This window comes from Streptomyces carminius (assembly GCF_002794255.1).
Classification (GTDB): Bacteria; Actinomycetota; Actinomycetes; order Streptomycetales; family Streptomycetaceae; genus Streptomyces; species Streptomyces carminius.
Map to the genome: position 1 here is coordinate 128,574 of NZ_PGGW01000068.1, position 17,894 is coordinate 146,467.

The 17,894-nt window shown below is 74.0% G+C and carries 14 protein-coding genes; 4 read left to right on the top strand and 10 right to left on the bottom strand.

Annotated elements, in window-relative coordinates; all coding sequences use genetic code 11:
• Window positions 1–253: 253 nt before the first annotated feature.
• From CUT44_RS27025 to CUT44_RS27045, 5 genes are all read right to left on the bottom strand, one after another.
• A complete protein-coding gene (locus tag CUT44_RS27025) occupies window positions 254–1,030 on the bottom strand; it encodes a succinate dehydrogenase iron-sulfur subunit (protein ID WP_100204586.1) in 777 nt (258 codons plus the stop codon).
• Window positions 1,030–2,784, bottom strand: coding sequence for a succinate dehydrogenase flavoprotein subunit (gene sdhA, locus CUT44_RS27030; RefSeq protein ID WP_100204587.1), 1,755 nt, complete (start codon window positions 2,782–2,784; stop codon window positions 1,030–1,032). The genes CUT44_RS27025 and sdhA overlap by 1 nt, the downstream gene beginning before the upstream one ends.
• A 23-nt stretch (window positions 2,785–2,807) precedes the next feature.
• Window positions 2,808–3,239 carry a succinate dehydrogenase hydrophobic membrane anchor subunit gene (locus tag CUT44_RS27035; RefSeq protein ID WP_100204588.1) on the bottom strand — a complete coding sequence of 144 codons (432 nt, stop codon included), beginning with the start codon at window positions 3,237–3,239 and terminating at the stop codon, window positions 2,808–2,810.
• A 3-nt stretch (window positions 3,240–3,242) separates the two neighbouring features.
• Window positions 3,243–3,623 carry a succinate dehydrogenase, cytochrome b556 subunit gene (gene sdhC / locus CUT44_RS27040; protein ID WP_100204589.1) on the bottom strand — a complete coding sequence of 127 codons (381 nt, stop codon included), beginning with the start codon at window positions 3,621–3,623 and terminating at the stop codon, window positions 3,243–3,245.
• 133 nt (window positions 3,624–3,756) lie between these two features.
• The gene (locus CUT44_RS27045; RefSeq protein WP_100204590.1) at window positions 3,757–4,368 is read right to left on the bottom strand and encodes a 2-oxo-4-hydroxy-4-carboxy-5-ureidoimidazoline decarboxylase; all 612 of its coding nucleotides are present in this window, start codon (window positions 4,366–4,368) and stop codon (window positions 3,757–3,759) included.
• A 534-nt stretch (window positions 4,369–4,902) separates the two neighbouring features.
• On the opposite strand from CUT44_RS27045, the gene CUT44_RS27050 reads away from it, so the two are divergent.
• Entirely contained in the window at window positions 4,903–6,480 is a 1,578-nt protein-coding gene (locus tag CUT44_RS27050) for a family 20 glycosylhydrolase (RefSeq protein ID WP_233221693.1), read from the top strand.
• A gap of 48 nt (window positions 6,481–6,528) precedes the next feature.
• Here CUT44_RS27050 and CUT44_RS27055 read toward each other — a convergent pair whose 3' ends face one another.
• The 4 genes from CUT44_RS27055 to CUT44_RS27070 all read right to left on the bottom strand — a co-directional run bounded on the left by CUT44_RS27055 (window position 6,529) and on the right by CUT44_RS27070 (window position 12,137).
• On the bottom strand, window positions 6,529–7,434 hold the full coding sequence (locus CUT44_RS27055; RefSeq protein WP_100204592.1) for an ABC transporter permease: 906 nt from the start codon (window positions 7,432–7,434) through the stop codon (window positions 6,529–6,531).
• A complete protein-coding gene (locus CUT44_RS27060) occupies window positions 7,431–10,223 on the bottom strand; it encodes an alpha/beta fold hydrolase (protein WP_100204593.1) in 2,793 nt (930 codons plus the stop codon). The genes CUT44_RS27055 and CUT44_RS27060 overlap by 4 nt, the downstream gene beginning before the upstream one ends.
• Before the next feature lie 130 nt (window positions 10,224–10,353).
• Window positions 10,354–11,508, bottom strand: a complete 1,155-nt coding sequence (locus tag CUT44_RS27065) for a hypothetical protein (RefSeq protein WP_100204594.1) — start codon at window positions 11,506–11,508, stop codon at window positions 10,354–10,356.
• A complete protein-coding gene (locus CUT44_RS27070) occupies window positions 11,505–12,137 on the bottom strand; it encodes an RNA polymerase sigma factor (RefSeq protein WP_100204595.1) in 633 nt (210 codons plus the stop codon). The genes CUT44_RS27065 and CUT44_RS27070 overlap by 4 nt, the downstream gene beginning before the upstream one ends.
• Window positions 12,138–13,151: 1,014 nt before the next feature.
• Between CUT44_RS27070 and CUT44_RS27075 the strand changes: the two genes are divergently transcribed.
• Together CUT44_RS27075 and CUT44_RS27080 are read left to right on the top strand one after the other, a co-directional pair.
• Window positions 13,152–13,799, top strand: a complete 648-nt coding sequence (locus CUT44_RS27075) for an RNA polymerase sigma factor (RefSeq protein WP_100204614.1) — start codon at window positions 13,152–13,154, stop codon at window positions 13,797–13,799.
• The gene (locus CUT44_RS27080; RefSeq protein WP_100204596.1) at window positions 13,796–15,022 is read left to right on the top strand and encodes a hypothetical protein; all 1,227 of its coding nucleotides are present in this window, start codon (window positions 13,796–13,798) and stop codon (window positions 15,020–15,022) included. Before CUT44_RS27075 ends, CUT44_RS27080 begins: the two co-directional genes overlap by 4 nt.
• A gap of 208 nt (window positions 15,023–15,230) precedes the next feature.
• Here the strand turns inward: CUT44_RS27080 and CUT44_RS27085 are convergent, their stop codons facing one another.
• Window positions 15,231–16,202: a L,D-transpeptidase family protein gene (locus CUT44_RS27085; RefSeq protein ID WP_100204597.1), complete on the bottom strand. Its 972-nt coding sequence runs from the start codon at window positions 16,200–16,202 to the stop codon at window positions 15,231–15,233.
• A gap of 292 nt (window positions 16,203–16,494) precedes the next feature.
• On the opposite strand from CUT44_RS27085, the gene CUT44_RS27090 reads away from it, so the two are divergent.
• A partial coding sequence (locus CUT44_RS27090) for an acyl-CoA mutase large subunit family protein (protein ID WP_100204598.1) occupies window positions 16,495–17,894 on the top strand: 1,400 nt, incomplete at its 3' end.

The following is a 17,894-nucleotide window of genomic DNA, read 5'->3' on the forward strand; positions in this document are numbered from 1 at the left end:
TGTCCTCACCGGGAACGGGCGGCTGCCCTCGCGGTCACCGGGCCGTGCCCCGGTTCACCGCCTCCGGGCGCCTGGCGGGCTCGCCCGCCGTGTGCGGGAGCTCCCGGCGGACACCCCCGGCACCGGACCGGACCGGACCGGACCGGACCGGAGCCCGGCGCCCGCCGCCGCGCGCACACCGAGGTGCCCGGCCGGAATCCCCGGCCGGGCACCTCGGTGTGTCGGACTGCCGGACCGGCGGGCCCGCCGGTCCTCAGTAGCGCCGCGTGATCAGCGCGCGCTTGACCTCCTGGATCGCCTTGGTGACCTGGATGCCGCGCGGGCAGGCCTCCGTGCAGTTGAAGACGGTGCGGCAGCGCCACACGCCGTCGCGGTCGTTGAGGACCTCCAGGCGCTGCTCGCCGCCCTCGTCCCGGGAGTCGAAGATGAAGCGGTGCGCGTTGACGATCGCCGCCGGGCCGAAGTACTGGCCGTCCACCCAGAACACCGGGCACGAGGAGGTGCACGCGGCGCACAGGATGCACTTGGTGGTGTCGTCGAAGCGCTCGCGGTCCTCGGGGGACTGCAGGCGCTCCCGGGTCGGCTCGTTGCCCTTGGTGATCAGGAAGGGCATCACGTCCCGGTACGCCTGGAAGAACGGCTCCATGTCGACGATCAGGTCCTTCTGGACCGCGAGCCCCTTTATGGGCTCGACGGTGATCGGCTTCTCCGGGCTGATGTCCTTGATCAGCGTCTTGCACGCCAGCCGGTTGCGGCCGTTGATGCGCATCGCGTCGGAGCCGCAGATGCCGTGCGCGCAGGAGCGCCGGAAGGTCAGGGTGCCGTCCAGCTCCCACTTGATCTTGTGGAGGACGTCCAGGACGCGCTCCTTGGGGTCGATCTCCAGCCGGAAGTCCTCCCAGTGGGCCTCGTCGGAGACCTCCGGGTTGAAGCGCCGGATGCGGAAGACGGCGGTGATGTAGGGGCTCGCCTCGGCCGTGGCGTCGGCACCGCCCTCGGGCTGGCTCTTGTCCATGACGGGAGTGGCCATCAGTACTTACGCTCCATCGGCTGGTAGCGAGTCTGCACGACCGGCTTGTAGTCCAGCCGGATCGACTCGGCGCCGTCGTCGGCGACCTCGCGGTACGCCATCGTGTGACGCATGAAGTTGACGTCGTCGCGGTTCGGGTAGTCCTCGCGGTAGTGACCGCCGCGCGACTCCTTGCGGGCCAGCGCGGAGACCGCCGTCACCTCGGCCAGGTCGAGCAGGTTGCCCAGCTCGATGGCCTCCAGCAGGTCGGTGTTGAACCGCTTGCCCTTGTCCTGCACCGACACGTTCCGGTACCGCTTGCGCAGGGCGCCGATCTCCTCGACGGCCTCCTTCAGCGTCTGCTCGGTGCGGAAGACCATGACGTTCTTGTCCATGGTCTCCTGGAGCGCCTTGCGGATCTCGGTGACCCGCTCGGTGCCCTCCGAGGAGCGCAGCGCCTCGACCTGGCCGACGACGAAGGAGGCCGGGTCCTCCGGCAGCTCGACGTGGTCGGCGGTGGCGGCGTACTGGGCGGCGGCGACGCCCGCCCGGCGGCCGAAGACGTTGATGTCCAGCAGCGAGTTGGTGCCCAGCCGGTTGGCGCCGTGCACCGACACGCAGGCGACCTCGCCGGCCGCGTACAGGCCCGGCACCACCGTGGTGTTGTCGGCCAGCACCTCGCCCATGACGTTGGTCGGGATGCCGCCCATCGCGTAGTGCGCGGTCGGCTGGATCGGGATCGGGTCGGTGTACGGCTCGATGCCCAGGTAGGTGCGCGCGAACTCGGTGATGTCCGGCAGCTTGGCGTCGAGCTGCTCCGGCGGCAGGTGGGTGAGGTCCAGGAAGACGTGGTCGCCCTCGGGGCCGCAGCCGCGCCCCTCGCGGATCTCGGTGTAGATCGAGCGGGAGACCACGTCGCGCGAGGCCAGGTCCTTCATGACGGGCGCGTACTTCTCCATGAAGCGCTCGCCGTCCTTGTTGCGCAGGATGCCGCCCTCGCCGCGGGCGCCCTCGGTGAGCAGGATGCCCATGCGCCAGATGCCGGTCGGGTGGAACTGGAAGAACTCCATGTCCTCCAGTGGCAGGCCCCGGCGGAACGCGGCGGCCTGGCCGTCCCCGGTGAGGGTGTGCGCGTTGGAGGTGACCTTGAAGAACTTGCCGCTGCCGCCCGAGGCGAAGACCACGGCCTTCGCCTGGAAGACGTGGATCTCGCCGGTGGCCAGCTCGTAGGCGACGACGCCCGCGGTCCGCTTGACCCCGTCCACCTCGGCGAGCAGCAGGTCCAGGACGTAGAACTCGTTGTAGAACTCCACGCCCTCCTTGACGCAGTTCTGGTACAGCGTCTGGAGGATCATGTGGCCGGTGCGGTCGGCCGCGTAGCAGGAGCGGCGCACCGGGGCCTCGCCGTGGCTGCGGGAGTGGCCGCCGAAGCGGCGCTGGTCGATCCGCCCCTCCGGCGTCCGGTTGAACGGCAGACCCATCTTCTCCAGGTCGAGGACGGCGTCGATGGCCTCCTTCGCCAGGATCTCGGCGGCGTCCTGGTCGACCAGGTAGTCACCGCCCTTGACCGTGTCGAAGGTGTGCCACTCCCAGTTGTCCTCCTCGACGTTGGCCAGGGCCGCGGCCATGCCGCCCTGGGCGGCGCCGGTGTGGGAGCGGGTGGGGAAGAGCTTGGTCAGCACGGCGGTACGGCTGCGCTTCGTCGCCTCGATGGCGGCGCGCATCCCGGCGCCGCCGGCGCCGACGATGACGGTGTCGTACTTGTGGATCTGCATGAGTTAACGCCTCAGCCCCGGCTCTAGCGGATGTTCGGGTCGAAGGTGAAGATCACCAGCGTGCCCAGCAGGACGGTGAACACCGTGGCGGTGTACAGCAGCATCTTCAGCCAGAAGCGGGTGCTGTCCCGTTCGGCGTAGTCGTTGATGACGGTCCGCAGGCCGTTGGCGCCGTGCAGCATCGCCAGCCACAGCATCAGCAGGTCCCAGGTCATCCAGAACGGCGATGCCCAGCGGCCGGCCACGAAGGCGAAGTTGATCTTGCTGACGCCGCCGTCGAGGACGAGCTGGATCAGCAGGTGGCCGATCACCAGCGCGACCAGCACGATGCCGGACAGTCGCATGAAGAGCCAGGCGTGCAGCTCGAAGTTGCCGCGCGTGGCCCTGGGGGTCCTGCCGGTGCGGGCCCGGGGCGGCTCGATGACCGGTGCGGGGTTGTCTACGTCGAAGGCCATGCCTCAGCTCCCGAACAGTTCGTTCGCGGCGTGTCCGAGGACCGGGTAGATCGCCCCGGCCATCAGCACGATCCAGATGCCCATCACGGCCCACAGCATCTGCCGCTGGTACTTGGTGCCCTTCGACCAGAAGTCGACGGCGACCACGCGCAGACCGTTGAGGGCGTGGAACAGGACGGCGGCCACCAGGCCGTATTCCATCAGCGCGACGATCGGAGTCTTGTAGACCTCCACGGTCTCGTCGTACGCCTCCGGGGAGACACGGACCAGCGAGGTGTCCAGGACGTGCACGAACAGGAAGAAGAAGATGAGGACCCCGGTGACTCGGTGAGCCACCCAGGACCACATGCCTTCCCGGCCGCGGTAAAGCGTTCCAGCCGGCACGGAAAATCCTCCGGGAGCGGGTACGGGGCCGGCCGGCTTCGTGTCGGTCTGGCCCGGCCGGATACGGTTCACCGGCCGTCTGCCATGGTATCGACGCCCTGTCGGTTCTCTTCGCCCGGGGGTCCAGGTGTGATCAATCAGGCACGGACGGGCTAGGAGCTCCGTCGGCGCCGCCTCCCGGCCGGGCGGCCCGGTGATCTTCCCGGCGGCCGGGGCGCCGGACCGGATGCCCCTCCCGGACCAGCCGCAGCAGCCGGCCGCGCGCGATGCGCCGCAGCTCGTCGGCGGCGACGGCGCGCTCCCGTTCCGGCTCGTTGCCCAGCCGGCCGTGGAGCGCGGCCAGCACGTGCCCGAGGGCCTCCTCCTCGCGGACGCCGTCCACGCACAGCACGAAGACGTAGCCGAACCGGCTCTCGTAGGCGGCGTGCGCGGCGCGCAGCGCCGTGTGCGCGGCGAGCGTGCCGGAGACGGGGTGCCCGCCGTACAGCAGCTCCCCGTAGCCCGGGCCGCCGGCGGCCTCCCGGGCCAGCGCCTCGGTCAGGTCCTCGTCGGTGAGGTCGTAGCCGGCCTCGTCGGCGGCGGCGAGCAGCGACTCCAGATCCGGGTACGGGCGGTGGGCGGCGATGTCACGGGCCCAGCGCCGGCTGCCGCAGCAGGCGAGCAGGGCCGCCGTGAGATCGGCCGCCGGGGCGGTGTTGAGGCGGTGGAGCGGCGTTGCCTCGCTTCGCTGAGGGGGCAGGCGCATGGGCTCCTCGGGCGCGGGGAGACGTCTGGGACGTCGCGGGATACGGGGAGGACGGCAGGACCGTGACGGTCCCGCGGGGCGGACCGGTGCCGGCGGGCGGCGGGGTCCACCGGCCGAGAGGGACTCCTGGTGGACGAGGTGACTGTGGGACGGGAGATGTCGCAAAGGTAACGATACGTGAGAGCGCACACCTGAGGTCAGCGGGTTTTCACCCGGACGGTAGGGGGCGCAGGCGCATGGTTGACGGATGGACCTCGGTAGCGGGCAAGGTGGCCGTCCGGGGGACGTAGCCTCCGGAACGGGAGCGCCGCACGGCGCTCCGGAAACACCGGGCGCACCGGGCACGTCATGAGGAAGAAGTCGTTGGGCAGGCACTCCGCAGGAAAAAGGGCCGGGGACAGGGCCGGGGAAACAGCGGGCGGGACCGACGGGAAGGCCGGCGGGAAGGCCGGCGGGAAGGCCGGCGGGGCACCGCGCCGGAGGACGCGGCGGAGGACGCCGGCGGGCGGCCGGCGGCCCCTGCTGGTCGCGGCCGTGGCCGCCGCGGCCGCGCTGGCGGTGGTGGCCGTCGTCCTCGCCGTACTGCCCGGCGGGTCACCGGACCGTGCCCCCGGCGGCACCCGGGACACCGCCGGGGACGCCCCCCGGGTCCCCGCCGTGGCCCTGCCCGCGGCGCCCGGCACCGTCCCCGCCGTACGGCAGTGGACGCCCGAGCCGGGACTGGGCTGGCAGCCCGGCCCGCGCACCCGGGTGGTGGCCGATCCCGGCGGCGCGCTGGCCGACGAGGCGGAACTGCTCGCCGGTGAGCTGGACCTCGCGCACTCGGACGGTCCCGCCGGGCCCGGTGACATCGAACTCGTCCTGGACCCCGAGGTCCCCGGGGAGCGCGTCCGGGGCTCCGAGGGCTACGAGCTGACCGCCGCCTTCGGCCGGGTCACCGTCACCGGCCGCACCGAGGCCGGGGTCTTCTACGGGACCCGCACCCTGAAGCAGGCACTCCGCGGCGGCGGCCGGATCCCGGCGGGCACCGTCCGGGACTGGCCCGACCGCCCGCAGCGCGGCCTGATGATCGACATCGCGCGCAAGCACTTCAGCGCCGCCTGGATCGAGGACCGCGTCCGCGAGATGGCCGACCTCAAACTCAACCAGCTCCAGCTCCACCTCTCCGACGACCAGGCGTTCCGCGTCGAGAGCGAGAGCCACCCCGAGGTCGTCTCCGACCCGCACCTGACCAAGGCGGAGCTGCGCCGGATCATCGAGCTCGCCAACTCCCGGCACATCGCCGTCATCCCGGAGATCGACTCGCCCGGCCACCTCGACGCGGTGCTCGACGCCCACCCCGGGCTGCGGCTGCGCGACGCCGACGGCGACCCGGTGCGCGGCGCGATCGACATCGCCGACCCGCGCGCCGCCGAGCTGGTGGACGACCTGCTGCGCGAGTACGCCCCCCTCTTCCGCGACCAGCCCGGCGACGGTCCGTACTGGCATCTGGGCGGCGACGAGTACCTGGCGCTGATGCGCTCCGATCCCGAGGCCGCGTTCCCCGAGCTGGCCGCGGCCGCCCGCCGGGAGCACGGCCGCGGGGCCGGCGTGGCGGACCTGGCCGCGGCCTGGCTCAACGACCGCGCCGAGACGGTGCGCGAGGCGGGCTTCGTCCCGCAGGTGTGGAACGACGGGCAGCACCGCGGCGGCGAGGTCCGTCCCAGCCGCCCCCGGCAGGTGGCCTACTGGACGGGCAAGGAGATCGGCGCCCGGCCGCCGGCGGAGTACCTGAAGGAGGGCTGGGAGGTGGTCAACCTCAACGACGAGTACCTCTACTACGTGCTCGGCGAGCCGCACCAGTTCGTGTACCCGACCGGCGAGCGCATCTACGAGGAGTGGACCCCGGCCGTGCTGCGCGGCAGCGAGCCGGTGCCCGCCGAGCTCGCGGAGCAGGTGGTGGGCGCCCGGCTGGCCGTGTGGTGCGACCTGGCCGGGGCCCAGACCCCCGCCCAGGTCGCCGACGGCATCCGGCTGCCGCTGCGGGCCCTGGCCCAGAAGGTGTGGGACCCGCAGCCGCCCGCCCTTCAGTGGGCGGACTTCCGGCGGCTGGCCGGACGGGTCGCCCCCTGAACCGCCGTCCCGCGTCCCGGGGCGGCCCGGCGGGGCGCGGGACGTCCCTCAGGACACGATGTCCTTGCTCCGGAAGTGCCGGAAGGCCAGCGCGAACAGCACCAGCGCGTACGCCACCGAGACCGACGCGCCGCGCAGCATCCCGTCCCACTCCAGCCCGCCCTGGAAGACGTCCACCCAGGCGTACTGCCAGTGCGCGGGCAGCAGCTCGCGCCAGTCGCCCAGCGCGGTGACCGCGTCCAGGATGTTGCCGGCGATCGTCAGCCCGATCGCGCCGCCCACCGCGCCCAGCGGCGCGTCGGTGACCGTCGACAGCCAGAACGCCAGCGCGGCCGTGACAAGCTGCGCGGTGAAGATGTAGGCCACGGCGATCCCCAGCCGGACCACCGCCTCACCGGCCGGCAGCGTCCCGCCGGTGGGCAGCGTCAGCGGCCCCCAGCCGTACGCCACCGCGCCCGCCGCCAGCGCCACCAGCGGCAGCAGCACCATCGCGGCGGCGCTGAAGGCCAGTGCCACGGCGAGCTTGCTCAGCAGCAGCCGGGAGCGGGGCACCGGGGCGGCCAGCAGATAGCGCAGCGAGGACCAGCCAGCCTCGGCGGCCACCGTGTCGCCGCAGAACAGCGCCACCGGCACCACCAGCAGGAAGCCGGCCGAGACGAACAGCGCCATGGCGGCGAAGTTGGCGCCCGAGGCGGTGGCGGTGTCCATCAGGTTGATCCGCTGCCCGCCCTGCTCCGGCTCGCCGCCGATCGCGAAGGCCGCGATCAGCACGAACGGCAGGGCGGCCAGGATCAGCCCGGTCACCAGGGTGCGGCGGCGCCGCAGCTGCCGCACCGCCTCCACCCGCAGCGGCAGGGTCCGCCGCGGCCGGTAGCCGGGCGCGGCCTCCCCGGCGGGGGGTGGCGGGGCCGCCGGGGCCGTGTCGGAGGTGGGCGGGGAAGTGGACGCGGTCATCGTGCGCCTCCGATCAGGGTGAGGAAGGCGTCCTCCAGCCCGCGGTGCGGTCCGACCCGCTCCACCGGCACCTCCAGACGCAGAAGTTCGGCCAGCAGCAGCGGTGTGGTGGCACCGTCGAGCCGCACCAGCAGCCCGTCCCCGGTCCGTACGGCCGAGCCGACGCCGGGCAGCGCGGCCACCTTCTCCGCCAGGGCGTCCGGCACCGGGCCGGCCACCCCGACGAGCACGGTGTCGCCGGATCCGGTGATCTCCGCCACCGGGCCGGCCCGCACCAGTTCGCCGCGGTCCATGACCACCAGATGCGTGCACGTCTGCTCGACCTCGGCCAGCAGATGACTGGAGACGATGACGGTACGGCCGCCGGCCGCGTAGCGGATCATCACCTCGCGCATCTCGCGGATCTGCGGCGGGTCCAGACCGTTGGTCGGCTCGTCCAGGATCAGCAGGTCCGGCAGCCCCAGCATGGCCTGGGCGATGGCGAGGCGCTGCCGCATGCCCTGCGAGTAGGTGCGCACCGCGCGCTCCAGGGCGTCACCGAGCCCGGCGATCTCCAGGGCCTCGTCCAGGTGCGCGTCCCCGGCCGGGCGGCCGGTGGCCCGCCAGTACAGCTCCAGATTGGCCCGGCCGGACAGGTGCGGCAGGAAGCCCGCGCCCTCGACGAACGCCCCGACCCGCGACAGGACGGGCGCCCCCGGGCGGACGGGGTGGCCGAAGACCCGGATCTCACCGCTGTCGGGGGTGATCAGTCCCATCAGCATCCGCAGCGTGGTCGTCTTGCCCGCGCCGTTGGGACCGAGCAGACCGAGCACCTGGCCGCGTTCGACCCGGAAGGACAGCCCACGCACCGCGTAGCGGTCCTTCGAGCCCGCGTACCGCTTGGACAGCCCGCTGATCTCCAGTGGGACCGCGGCCGCCACCTCCTCCTGCTGCTTCTCCGCCGTGCTCTGTTCCCCCTCCTCCGCCCTTTCCTCCGCCGCTACCGTGCCGGGCGCGTCCGGGGTGGTACGGCGGCGGCGCCCGGTCAGCACCAGCGCGGCGGCCGCCACCGCGCCGAGCAGCGGCAGGCCCCACACCCACCACGGCAGCGGCTCCCCGGCCGGCTCCAGCCCCGGCGCGGTCGGCACGCGCACCCCGTCGCCGGCGAGGGAGACGGTGTAGTCGGCCGGTTCGTCCGGCGAGGCGTGGGCCAGATCGGTGGCGGACAGCACCAGCCGCATACGGTGCCCGGCCTCGAAGCGGTGGTCGACCGCGGGCAGCCGCACCGTCACCTCCCGGCCGTCCCCGGTGCCGGTGACCCGTACCGGGGTCACCAACTGGGCGGGCAGCGTCTGCCGGCGCCCGTCGGGGCCGACGTCGTAGAGCTTGGCGAACAGCACCGCCTCCCCGGAGTCGGAGGCGACCCGCACCCGCACCGACGGCGCGCCGGTGATCCGCACGGACTCCTCCAGCGGCGCCGAGTCGAAACGGGCGTGCTGCCCGGGATGGTCCAGCGACGGCCCCAACCCCAACTGGGACAGCGCGCCCAGACCGCCGCCCAGCACGCCCAGCCCCGGCACGCCGGAGATCGCGGGCGGGCCGCCGCCGGCCGGATTGGCGAAGGTCTGCTCGTCTCCCCGCAGCGCGACGGTCCGGACGTCCGCCGACAGTCCGGGGTAGTCCCCGGCGGTGGCGGTGCGCAGCCGTACCTCCCCGTCGGTGGTGTTCATGCCGTCGCTGCGGGTGACCTGGAAGGCCGGGCCGGTGTCCGCGCCGGTGTCGTCCTTGAGATGGCGGTCGAACCAGGTCCGGGTGCGGTCCGCCAGCCGTGCGGTCTCCCCCTCCGGGTAACCGCCGTCATGGCCGCCCGCGAGCCAGTCCACCGCCACGGGCGCCCCGTTCGCGTTGATCGCCTGGGCCATGGCGTCGGCCTGGCCGAGCGGGAAGAGCGAGTCGGTCTGCCCCTGGAGGATCAGCGTCGGCACGTCGATCCGGTCGGCGACCGCCACCGGGCTGCGCTCCCGCAGCAGTCCGCGCGCCGCGTCGTCCGGCCGCCCGGCGACGGCGACCCGCTCGTACATCTCGCACAGCTCCGCGGTGAACCGGCCGCAGCCGGTGTCCCCGGGCGCCGCCGCGGCGGGCCCGTCCGCCCCGCCCGTACCGGCGGTGGAGCCGGTGGTGAAGAAGATCCCGGCCCACAGCTCCTTGAAGACACCGTTCGGGAAGAGCGCCTCGGACAGGTCCCAGTAGGTGACGGCGGGGGCGACGGCGTCGATCCGGTCGTCGTGTCCGGCGGCCAGCAGCGCGATCGCGCCGCCGTAGGAGGCGCCCGCCATGCCCACCCGGGGATCGCCTTCGCCGTCGAGCCGGACCTCCGGCCGCTTCGCCAGCCAGTCGACGAGCCGGCTGACGTCGGCCACCTCGCGCTCCGGGTCGTTCAGCCCGATCCGGCCGGTGGAGTCGCCGAAGCCGCGGGCGGACCAGGTCAGCACGGCGTATCCGGAGCGTGCCAGCTCCTCGGCCCGCTCCCGCAGGTCCGCCTTGCTGCCGCCGAAACCATGGCCCAGCAGCACCGCCGGACGGCGTTCGGCGGTGTCACCGGCGGTGAAGTAGGAGGTGTCGATCCGGACCGTGCCGCCGTCGGGGGACTCGGGCAGGGTGAAGGCGCGTTCCAGATGCCGTACGGCCGGCTCGTCGTCCGGGAGGGCCGCCCACACACCGGCTCCGGCGAGGACGGCGACGGTGGCGGCCACCGCCGCGAGCAGGCGTCCGCGGGGCCCGGGCAGTCGCCAGGGGAGTCGGAGTTCCATGGCCCGACCCTACGGCGTGCGGAAACGGACCCGTGGTGCCCCCGGGAGGATCCACGGCTCCTTCCGGGGACGCAGGGCGCACCGGCCGCGTACTGCCACGGCAGTACGCGGGGTGCCCCGGGGCGCGGGCTCAGCGCTCCCGCGCGGCGTCCCGCGGGCCGGTCACGGGGTGGTCCGGACGGCCGTGGGCGGCCTGCGGCGCGGCGCCGCCGCCCGGCTTGCCGCCGGCGTTGCCGTTGTTCCCGCTGTCCGGGGCGCCGTTTCCGTTGCCCTGGTTGCCGTTGCCGTTGTTGCCATGGCCCGGCTTGCCGTTACCGTTCCCCGGGTTGCCGTTACCGTTGCCCTGATTGCCGTTTCCGTTGCCCGGGTTTCCGCCGTTCCGGCCGCCGTTGTTCTGCCCCGCGCCGCCGGGGTTCTGGGGGTTGCCGTTGTCCGTGCCGCCACTGTTCGCGTTGCCCGGGTTCCCGTTGGCGTTCCCAGGATTGCCGTTGGCGTTGCCGGGGTTGCCGTTGGCGTTCCCGCTGTCTCCGGCGTTGCCGCTGTTTCCGGCGTTGCCGTTGGCGTTCCCGTTGCCCCGGTTCCCGCCGCCGGGAGCGGATCCGGCCGGGAGCGCGTTCAGCAGTTCCGCGCAGTAGGCGTCGACCCTGTCGCTGCCGCCCGCGGCTGCGACCAGCGGCTTTCCGGGCCTGGCCGAGGGCTTCTCCTGGTGGGACCGGCACAGCCTCACCAGCTTCGGCGAGGCGCTCGGCCGGGCGTCGCCGGAGGCGCCGGAGTGCGGCTGCGCCGAGGCGGAGTTCCTTCCGGCCGGGACACCGCCCGGGGCCGGAGCCGTCTCCGCCGGTGCCGGGGAGGAGTCGGCTCTCCCGTCCGGGCCGTCGTCGCCCAGGAACGCCACCCCGCCGGCCGCCACCGCCACGCCGCTGCCCAGAACGGCGGCCACGACCACGCCGAGTGCCCCCGTACGCGGCCGGCCCAGGCGCCGGGCCAGCCGGGCCAGGCGGCCCCGGACGCCGTCCGGCTCCGCGGGGGGAGCCGCCGCCCGCTCCGCGCGGGCGGCCAGGAAGGCGGCCACCGCCATCTCCTCGCCCCGGTGCCCGTCGGCGCCGGAGGGCGGTTCCGCCATGGTGTTGAGGAGGGCCGCCAGGGCGCGAAGGCTTTGGTCCGACGGCTGGTCGGCCTGGCCCCGGCGGCCGGAACCCGCTCTGCCGCCCTCCGCGATCAGACGGCGCAGTACGGCCTCGTCCACACGGGCGCCTTCGTCCCCGTCCCGCATCAGGTCGTTCACCTCCGTACCGCCGTTGCCTCGGGTCGCTCCATCAACCGGGCCAGTTTCTTCAGGCCGCGTGACAGCGCCATCGCCACCGCTCCCGGTCTCTTGCCGAGGATCTCGGCAGTGCTCCTCGTGTCCAGGTCCAGGACCACCCTCAGCAGGACCGCCTCCGCCTGCGGGCCGGGCAGGGTGGAGACGAGAGAGACGATCTCACGCGTCGACAGTTCGGCTCCGGCCACCTCCGCCGTGTCCACCGTGCTTCCCCCGCAGGGGGCACCGGACGTCCGCGGTTCGGGTAACTCCTCGGTCGGTACGGTGATTTCCTGTACCCGCCTCCTTCTGCGGCGCAACACGTCCCGGGCCCGGTTGCGGGTCACCGCCAGGGCGAAGCGGCGGAACGCGGCGCCGTCCCCCTCGAAGCGCAGGACGTCCCGGGCTATCTGTAACCAGGTCTCGGCCACCACGTCCTCGGCGTCCTGGCCGACGATGACGGCCGCGTAGCGGAGGAGCTCGGGGTTGAGGGACCGGTAGACGGCGCGGAAGGCCGCCTCGTCGCCCTGCTGGGCGCCGACGACCGCAGCGCTCAGGTCCCCGAGGGGCTCCGGGGACACACCGTTGCCGCCGCAATGCGCCGCATCACTCACGGACGCGATCCTTCCACGCCCGCGAGCGGAGCGTCGACACGAGACGGATGCCGGGCGGTAGTTGGCGTGATTTGACCGGTCCGCCGTCCGCGCGCGGTGTTCCCCGGCGCGCACCGTCCGGCGGGACGGCGTCCCATCAGGCGCTCCGCGGCAGGCGCCGGCCGGGCGGGGACCGACGCGTTCCGGCCGGAGGTTCTGTGCGCGATGCACCCGTCCCCGGGCGGGGGGCCCCGCGCACGGTGCGGACGCGGACGGATTCCGGCGGCGGGAACGGGGGGCCGACACCGCCGCCGTGCCCCGCGGTGTCCGCCGTGAGGCGCGCGGAACGTGCCGGGTGCCGGGCGCCGCCGTCCTGCCGCCCGGAAGCCCGGTTCTCCTCCGCGAACGCGGGCCGGACCGGCCGGCGCGGGCCTCCCCCCGGCCGTCGCCCGGAACGGACGGAACGCGCGGAACGGGGTGTGATCCGTGCCACCCCGGAGCGGGGGAGCCGCGGCCGGACGGGACGCGGGTCCCGGCCCGCCGCCGGACCCTGCCGTGTCCGGGTTCCGGGCCCCGCGCGGCGGTCGTCCGGTCGGCGGGGACCGGTCGGGAGGAGATCTTCACGAAATGGCCACAAGTCCGGGATGTCGGTGATGTGTGGCGCGGAAGCGCCGCGCCGGACGCGAAGACGGCCGGGGTCGCCACCCCCCACAGGAGAGACCCCGGCCGTCGTCGAGTACGGGCACCGCGCCGAGCGAAGCCCGCTTGTTCACATCAGCGCCGGGGGTCCGGAAACTGTTACTCCCGCCCGCCGCGTCCGCTCCGCCGGGCCCCCGCGACCTCCCCCGGACCGGCCCCGAGTCCTCTTCCGGACAGCCAATCTCCGCAACTACCGGTTCATCCGCATGGACGGAGGAGCACACTAGGTCGTAGCGTGCTGCTTCGCATCGACGCAGATCGAAGCATCACGGCGGGACCGCGCTCGGCCAGGGGCGTGGGAGAGCGCTACATCGCGAAGTGGGGCAGGACGAGGGCGTGCAGGGGGAAGACGCGGAACTCACCGCTGCGGTGCGAGCGGCGCAGGAGGGAGACGAATGCGCCTTCCGTACCGTCTACCGTGCCGTGCATCCTCGCCTGCTGGGGTATGTACGGACGCTGGTCCCGGAGGCCGACACCGAGGACGTCGCCTCCGAGGCGTGGTTGCAGATCGCCCGTGACCTGCACCGTTTCGAGGGCGACGCCGACCGCTTCCGCGGCTGGACGGCGCGGATCGCCCGCAACCGGGCGCTCGACCACATCCGCGCGCGGGGGCGGCGGCCCGCCACCACCTCCGCCGACGACGAGACCGAGCTGGCGGTGCTGCCGGCCGGGTCCGACACGGTGGGCGAGGCGCTGGAGGCGATCGGCACCGGTCACACCATGGCGCTGATCTCCCGGCTGCCGCGCGACCAGGCGGAGGCGGTCGTCCTGCGGGTGGTGGTCGGCCTCGACGCCAAGGGCGCCGCGAAGGTGCTGGGCAAGCGGCCGGGTGCGGTCAGGACCGCCGCGCACCGCGGTCTGCGGAAGCTGGCGGAACTGCTCGACGCCGAGGAGGGGACGGGCGACGGGGTCCCCGCCGTCCCGCGCGCGGGCGCGACCCGGGGTGTGACGGAAAAGACCAGACGGACGCTGAGGGAAACGTGAGGGCCGACGACCGGTACAGCTGGCTGGACGAGGAGACCGCGGAGCGGTTGCTGCGCGGCCGTCCGTCCGACGGCCCCCCGCACCCGGACTCCGCGCGCCTGAAGGCGCTGGCGGAGACCCTCGACGAACTCGCGGCCCTCCGCACGGCCGCCACCACCACCGGTCACCCCTTCGCACGCGACGACCGCGAGCTGCCGGGCGAGGCCGCCGCGCTGGCGGCCTTCCGGGTGGCGCGTGACGCCCGGGCCTCGGCCCGTACCGCCGCCGGTCCGCAGCCCCACCGCTACCGCCGGCTGCCCCGGATGGGCGTGTTCGGGCGCCCCCTGCGGGCGGGGGTCGCCGCGGCGGTCCTCGGCGGGGTGCTGGGCGGGGTCGCCGTCGCGACGGGCACCGGGGTGCTGCCCGCGCCGTTCCGCGGCACGGACGGTTCGCCCGCGCCGGGCTCGACCCTCTCCTCCGGCCCGGACGGGAAGGGCTCCCCGGTTCCGGGTTCGGCGGACACCGGCACCCCGTCCGGCGGACACCGGCAGGGGCAGGACGGACAGGACGGCCGGCCGGGCGACACGGAGCGCGGGGGCCCGGGGGGACCGGGCGCGCCGGGCGACGGCGATCCCGTCGGCGCCGAGTCCCGGGGCCCCGGCGACTCCACCGCGGACCCGGACGGTCCGGCCGGTCCGGCCGTGTCGCGGACGCGTGCCGTGGTGCTGTGCGGCGGGTACCGGAAGGCGGAGCTGGACCCGGACGCGCACGCGGAGCTGGAGCGCGCCGCGGGCGGTCCGGAGAGGGTCGAGAACTTCTGCCGCGCCCGGAGCGGCCCGGACGGCGGCTCCGCCGGTGCCGGTCCGTCCGGTGGGGGCGGGAACCCCGGCAGCGAAAGCGGGAACCCCGGCAACGGCAACCCGGACAACGGCGACCCCGGCAGTGGGAGCGGGAACCCCGGCAACGGCAACGGAGGGTCCTCGGGCCCCGCCGCCGGCGGCACCGGCGGTGACGGTGCCGAGGGCGGCGACGGCCTGGAGGGCGGCGACTCGCTGCCCGAGGAGGAGGGTGAGGGCGGCGACTGGCTGCCCGAGGAGCCGGAGGAGCCCGACACCGGGGGCGGCGGCGCCTTCCCCGCCACCGAGCCCGCCACCGGATCCACCGACGGCCCGGCCGGCGGCAGCGGTCCGGGCGGCCCGGACGGCGGGGAGCCCCCGTACATCCCCGCGGTACCCACCCCCTGAGCCGTCCGCCGAGCACCCCCGCAGCCGTGTCCGGCGACCGTGCCCGGCGGGTGTGACACTTTTCGGCCCACCGACGCAGTACAGAACAAGCCGACTGGTCATCGGCGAGCGCGCCACCCAAGGTTCCCCCCGTACCTGAGGGATGCGCGTCGGCGCGGGTGGGGCACGTTCCCCCGGCCCCGCCCGCGCCCCTTCTTCCTTCCGACCCTCAGAAGACGATCACTTTGTCGCCCGGCCGCACCCGCTCGAAGAGCGCGGCGATCTTCTTCCTGTCCCGCACGTTCACACAGCCGTGCGAGGCGCCGTTGTAGCCGTTGGCGGCGAAGTCCGCGGAGTAGTGCACCGCCTGCCCCCCGCTGAAGAACATCGCGTACGGCATCGGGGTGTCGTACAGCGTCGAGTGGTGGTCCCGGCTCTTGAAGGTGACGCTGAACGCGCCCTCCCGGGTCGGGGTGAGCTGGGACCCGAAGCGCACGTCCATCGCCGACACGACCTCGCCGTCGACCATCCAGGCCAGTGTCCGGCTCTTCTTGCTGACGCACAGCGCCCGGCCCGTCAGACAGCGCGGGTCGGGCTTCGCGAGCGGCCGGGTGGTCGGCGGGTACAGCTCCAGCCGGGTGGGCGGCCTCGTCCGTGCCGTGAGCGCGCTCCAGGTGGCGGTCGTCACCTGACCGCCGGCCGGGAGCCCCTGCCGCTTCTGGAAGGCGGACACGGAGCCGGCGGTGATCGAACCGTAGTAGCCGGTCGGGTTGAGCCCGAAGTGCCCCGCCTGGTGCAGCCGCGCCTGCAGCTCGCGGACCTTCTCCCCCTCGTCGCCCTCCCGCAGCACCGGCGGGGGCGCCGCGGGCCGGGCGGGCGGGGAAGCCGTCGGCCGCGGTGGCGGTGGCGGTGGTGGCGGTGCCGCGGACCGGGGCGCCGCCGGTGGCCGGGTGCGCTCCTTCTCCGCCGGTCCGTCGGTCCGCCCGGCCCGTTCCGCCCGCCGGGGGCTCGCGGTGACGGACGGCGGTGCGGTGGCGGACGCGGACGCGTGCAGCGGCGCGGACGGCGCCGACGGGGGCGCCCCCGCCCCCGCGGGCTGCACGGTGCAGCCCGCGCCCAGCAGCACGACGGCCGCGGCGGCGAGCGCCGTGCGTCCGGCGGAACCGGACGGCACGGGGCCGTGCGGCAGTTTCCGCAACATGGGAGTCCCCCCTCGGGCGATCCGGTCGCCCGTCGCTCGTGTGTCCCCCCACTCCTGTGGGTTCCCGGCCGACACCATGCCCGATCCCGGAGCGGTACGCGAGACCGCCTCCGCACGCCGCCGCGCCGCGACCGACCGGCCGCACGCATCGGCCCGCGGATCCCGGGCAGCTCATCCGGGGGGAGGTCTCCTCCTGTGAGCAAGGTCCCAGCCGGTGGACCTCCCCACGCTCCGGAACCGATCGCTACAGTCCGTTCTCCGACAGGGCAGCGGAAACGGGAGGCACCGACACATGGCACGCGAGACTGGCAGGGCGCGACTCACGGAGTCCGGGCTGCCGATCGAGCCGGTCTACGGACCCGGGGCGCTCGGGGACTGGGACGCGGCGAGCAGACTGGGCGAGCCGGGGGCGTACCCGTACACCCGGGGCGTCTACCCGAGCATGTACACCGGGCGGCCGTGGACGATGCGGCAGTACGCCGGGTTCGGCACGGCGACCGAGTCCAACGCGCGCTACAAGCAGCTCATCGCCAACGGCACCATGGGTCTGTCGGTCGCCTTCGACCTGCCCACCCAGATGGGCCACGACTCCGACGCGCCGATCGCGAGCGGCGAGGTCGGCAAGGTCGGCGTGGCGATCGACTCGATCGAGGACATGCGGGTGCTGTTCGACGGCATCCCGCTGGGCGAGGTCTCCACCTCGATGACGATCAACGCGCCGGCGGCCGTGCTGCTGCTGCTCTACCAGCTCGTGGCCGAGGAGCAGGGCGTGCCGGCGGCGAAGCTGACCGGCACCATCCAGAACGACGTGCTCAAGGAGTACATCGCCCGCGGCACCTACATCTTCCCGCCCAGGCCCTCGCTGCGGCTGATCTCGGACATCTTCAAGTACTGCCGGGCCGAGATCCCGCGCTGGAACACCATCTCCATCTCCGGCTACCACATGGCCGAGGCCGGGGCGACGCCCGCGCAGGAGATCGCCTTCACCCTGGCCGACGGCATCGAGTACGTACGCACCGCGGTCGCGGCCGGCATGGACGTGGACGACTTCGCGCCGCGGCTCTCCTTCTTCTTCGTCGCCCGCACCACGATCCTGGAGGAGGTCGCCAAGTTCCGCGCGGCCCGCCGGATCTGGGCGCGGGTGATGAGGGAGACCTTCGGCGCGAAGAACCCCAGGTCGCTGATGCTGCGCTTCCACACCCAGACCGCGGGGGTGCAGCTCACCGCCCAGCAGCCCGAGGTGAACCTGGTGCGCGTGGCCGTGCAGGGCCTGGGCGCGGTGCTGGGCGGCACCCAGTCACTGCACACCAACTCCTACGACGAGGCCATCGCGCTGCCCACCGACAAGTCGGCCCGGCTGGCGCTGCGCACCCAGCAGGTGCTGGCGCACGAGACCGACGTGACCGCCACCGTCGACCCCTTCGCCGGGTCCTACGTCGTCGAGAGGATGACCGACGAGATCGAGGAGCTGGTCACCGGGCTGATCGGGAAGGTCGAGGAGCTGGGCGGCGCGGTGGCCGCCATCGAGCACGGCTACCAGAAGGGCGAGATCGAGCGCAGCGCGTACCGCATCGCCCAGGAGACCGACTCCGGCGAGCGGGTGGTCGTCGGGGTCAACCGCTTCCAGCTCGACGAGGAGGAGCCCTACGAGCCGCTGCGGGTGGACCCGGCCATCGAGGCCCAGCAGGCCGA

What these genes read in the sequence shown, in the direction of transcription:
- CUT44_RS27025 (WP_100204586.1), bottom strand. Translation starts at nt 1,030, where the DNA reads ATGGCCACTCCCGTCATGGACAAGAGCCAGCCCGAGGGCGGTGCCGAC.
- sdhA (WP_100204587.1), bottom strand. Translation starts at nt 2,784, where the DNA reads ATGCAGATCCACAAGTACGACACCGTCATCGTCGGCGCCGGCGGCGCC.
- CUT44_RS27035 (WP_100204588.1), bottom strand. Translation starts at nt 3,239, where the DNA reads ATGGCCTTCGACGTAGACAACCCCGCACCGGTCATCGAGCCGCCCCGG.
- CUT44_RS27045 (WP_100204590.1), bottom strand. Translation starts at nt 4,368, where the DNA reads ATGCGCCTGCCCCCTCAGCGAAGCGAGGCAACGCCGCTCCACCGCCTC.
- CUT44_RS27055 (WP_100204592.1), bottom strand. Translation starts at nt 7,434, where the DNA reads ATGACCGCGTCCACTTCCCCGCCCACCTCCGACACGGCCCCGGCGGCC.
- CUT44_RS27060 (WP_100204593.1), bottom strand. Translation starts at nt 10,223, where the DNA reads ATGGAACTCCGACTCCCCTGGCGACTGCCCGGGCCCCGCGGACGCCTG.
- CUT44_RS27085 (WP_100204597.1), bottom strand. Translation starts at nt 16,202, where the DNA reads ATGTTGCGGAAACTGCCGCACGGCCCCGTGCCGTCCGGTTCCGCCGGA.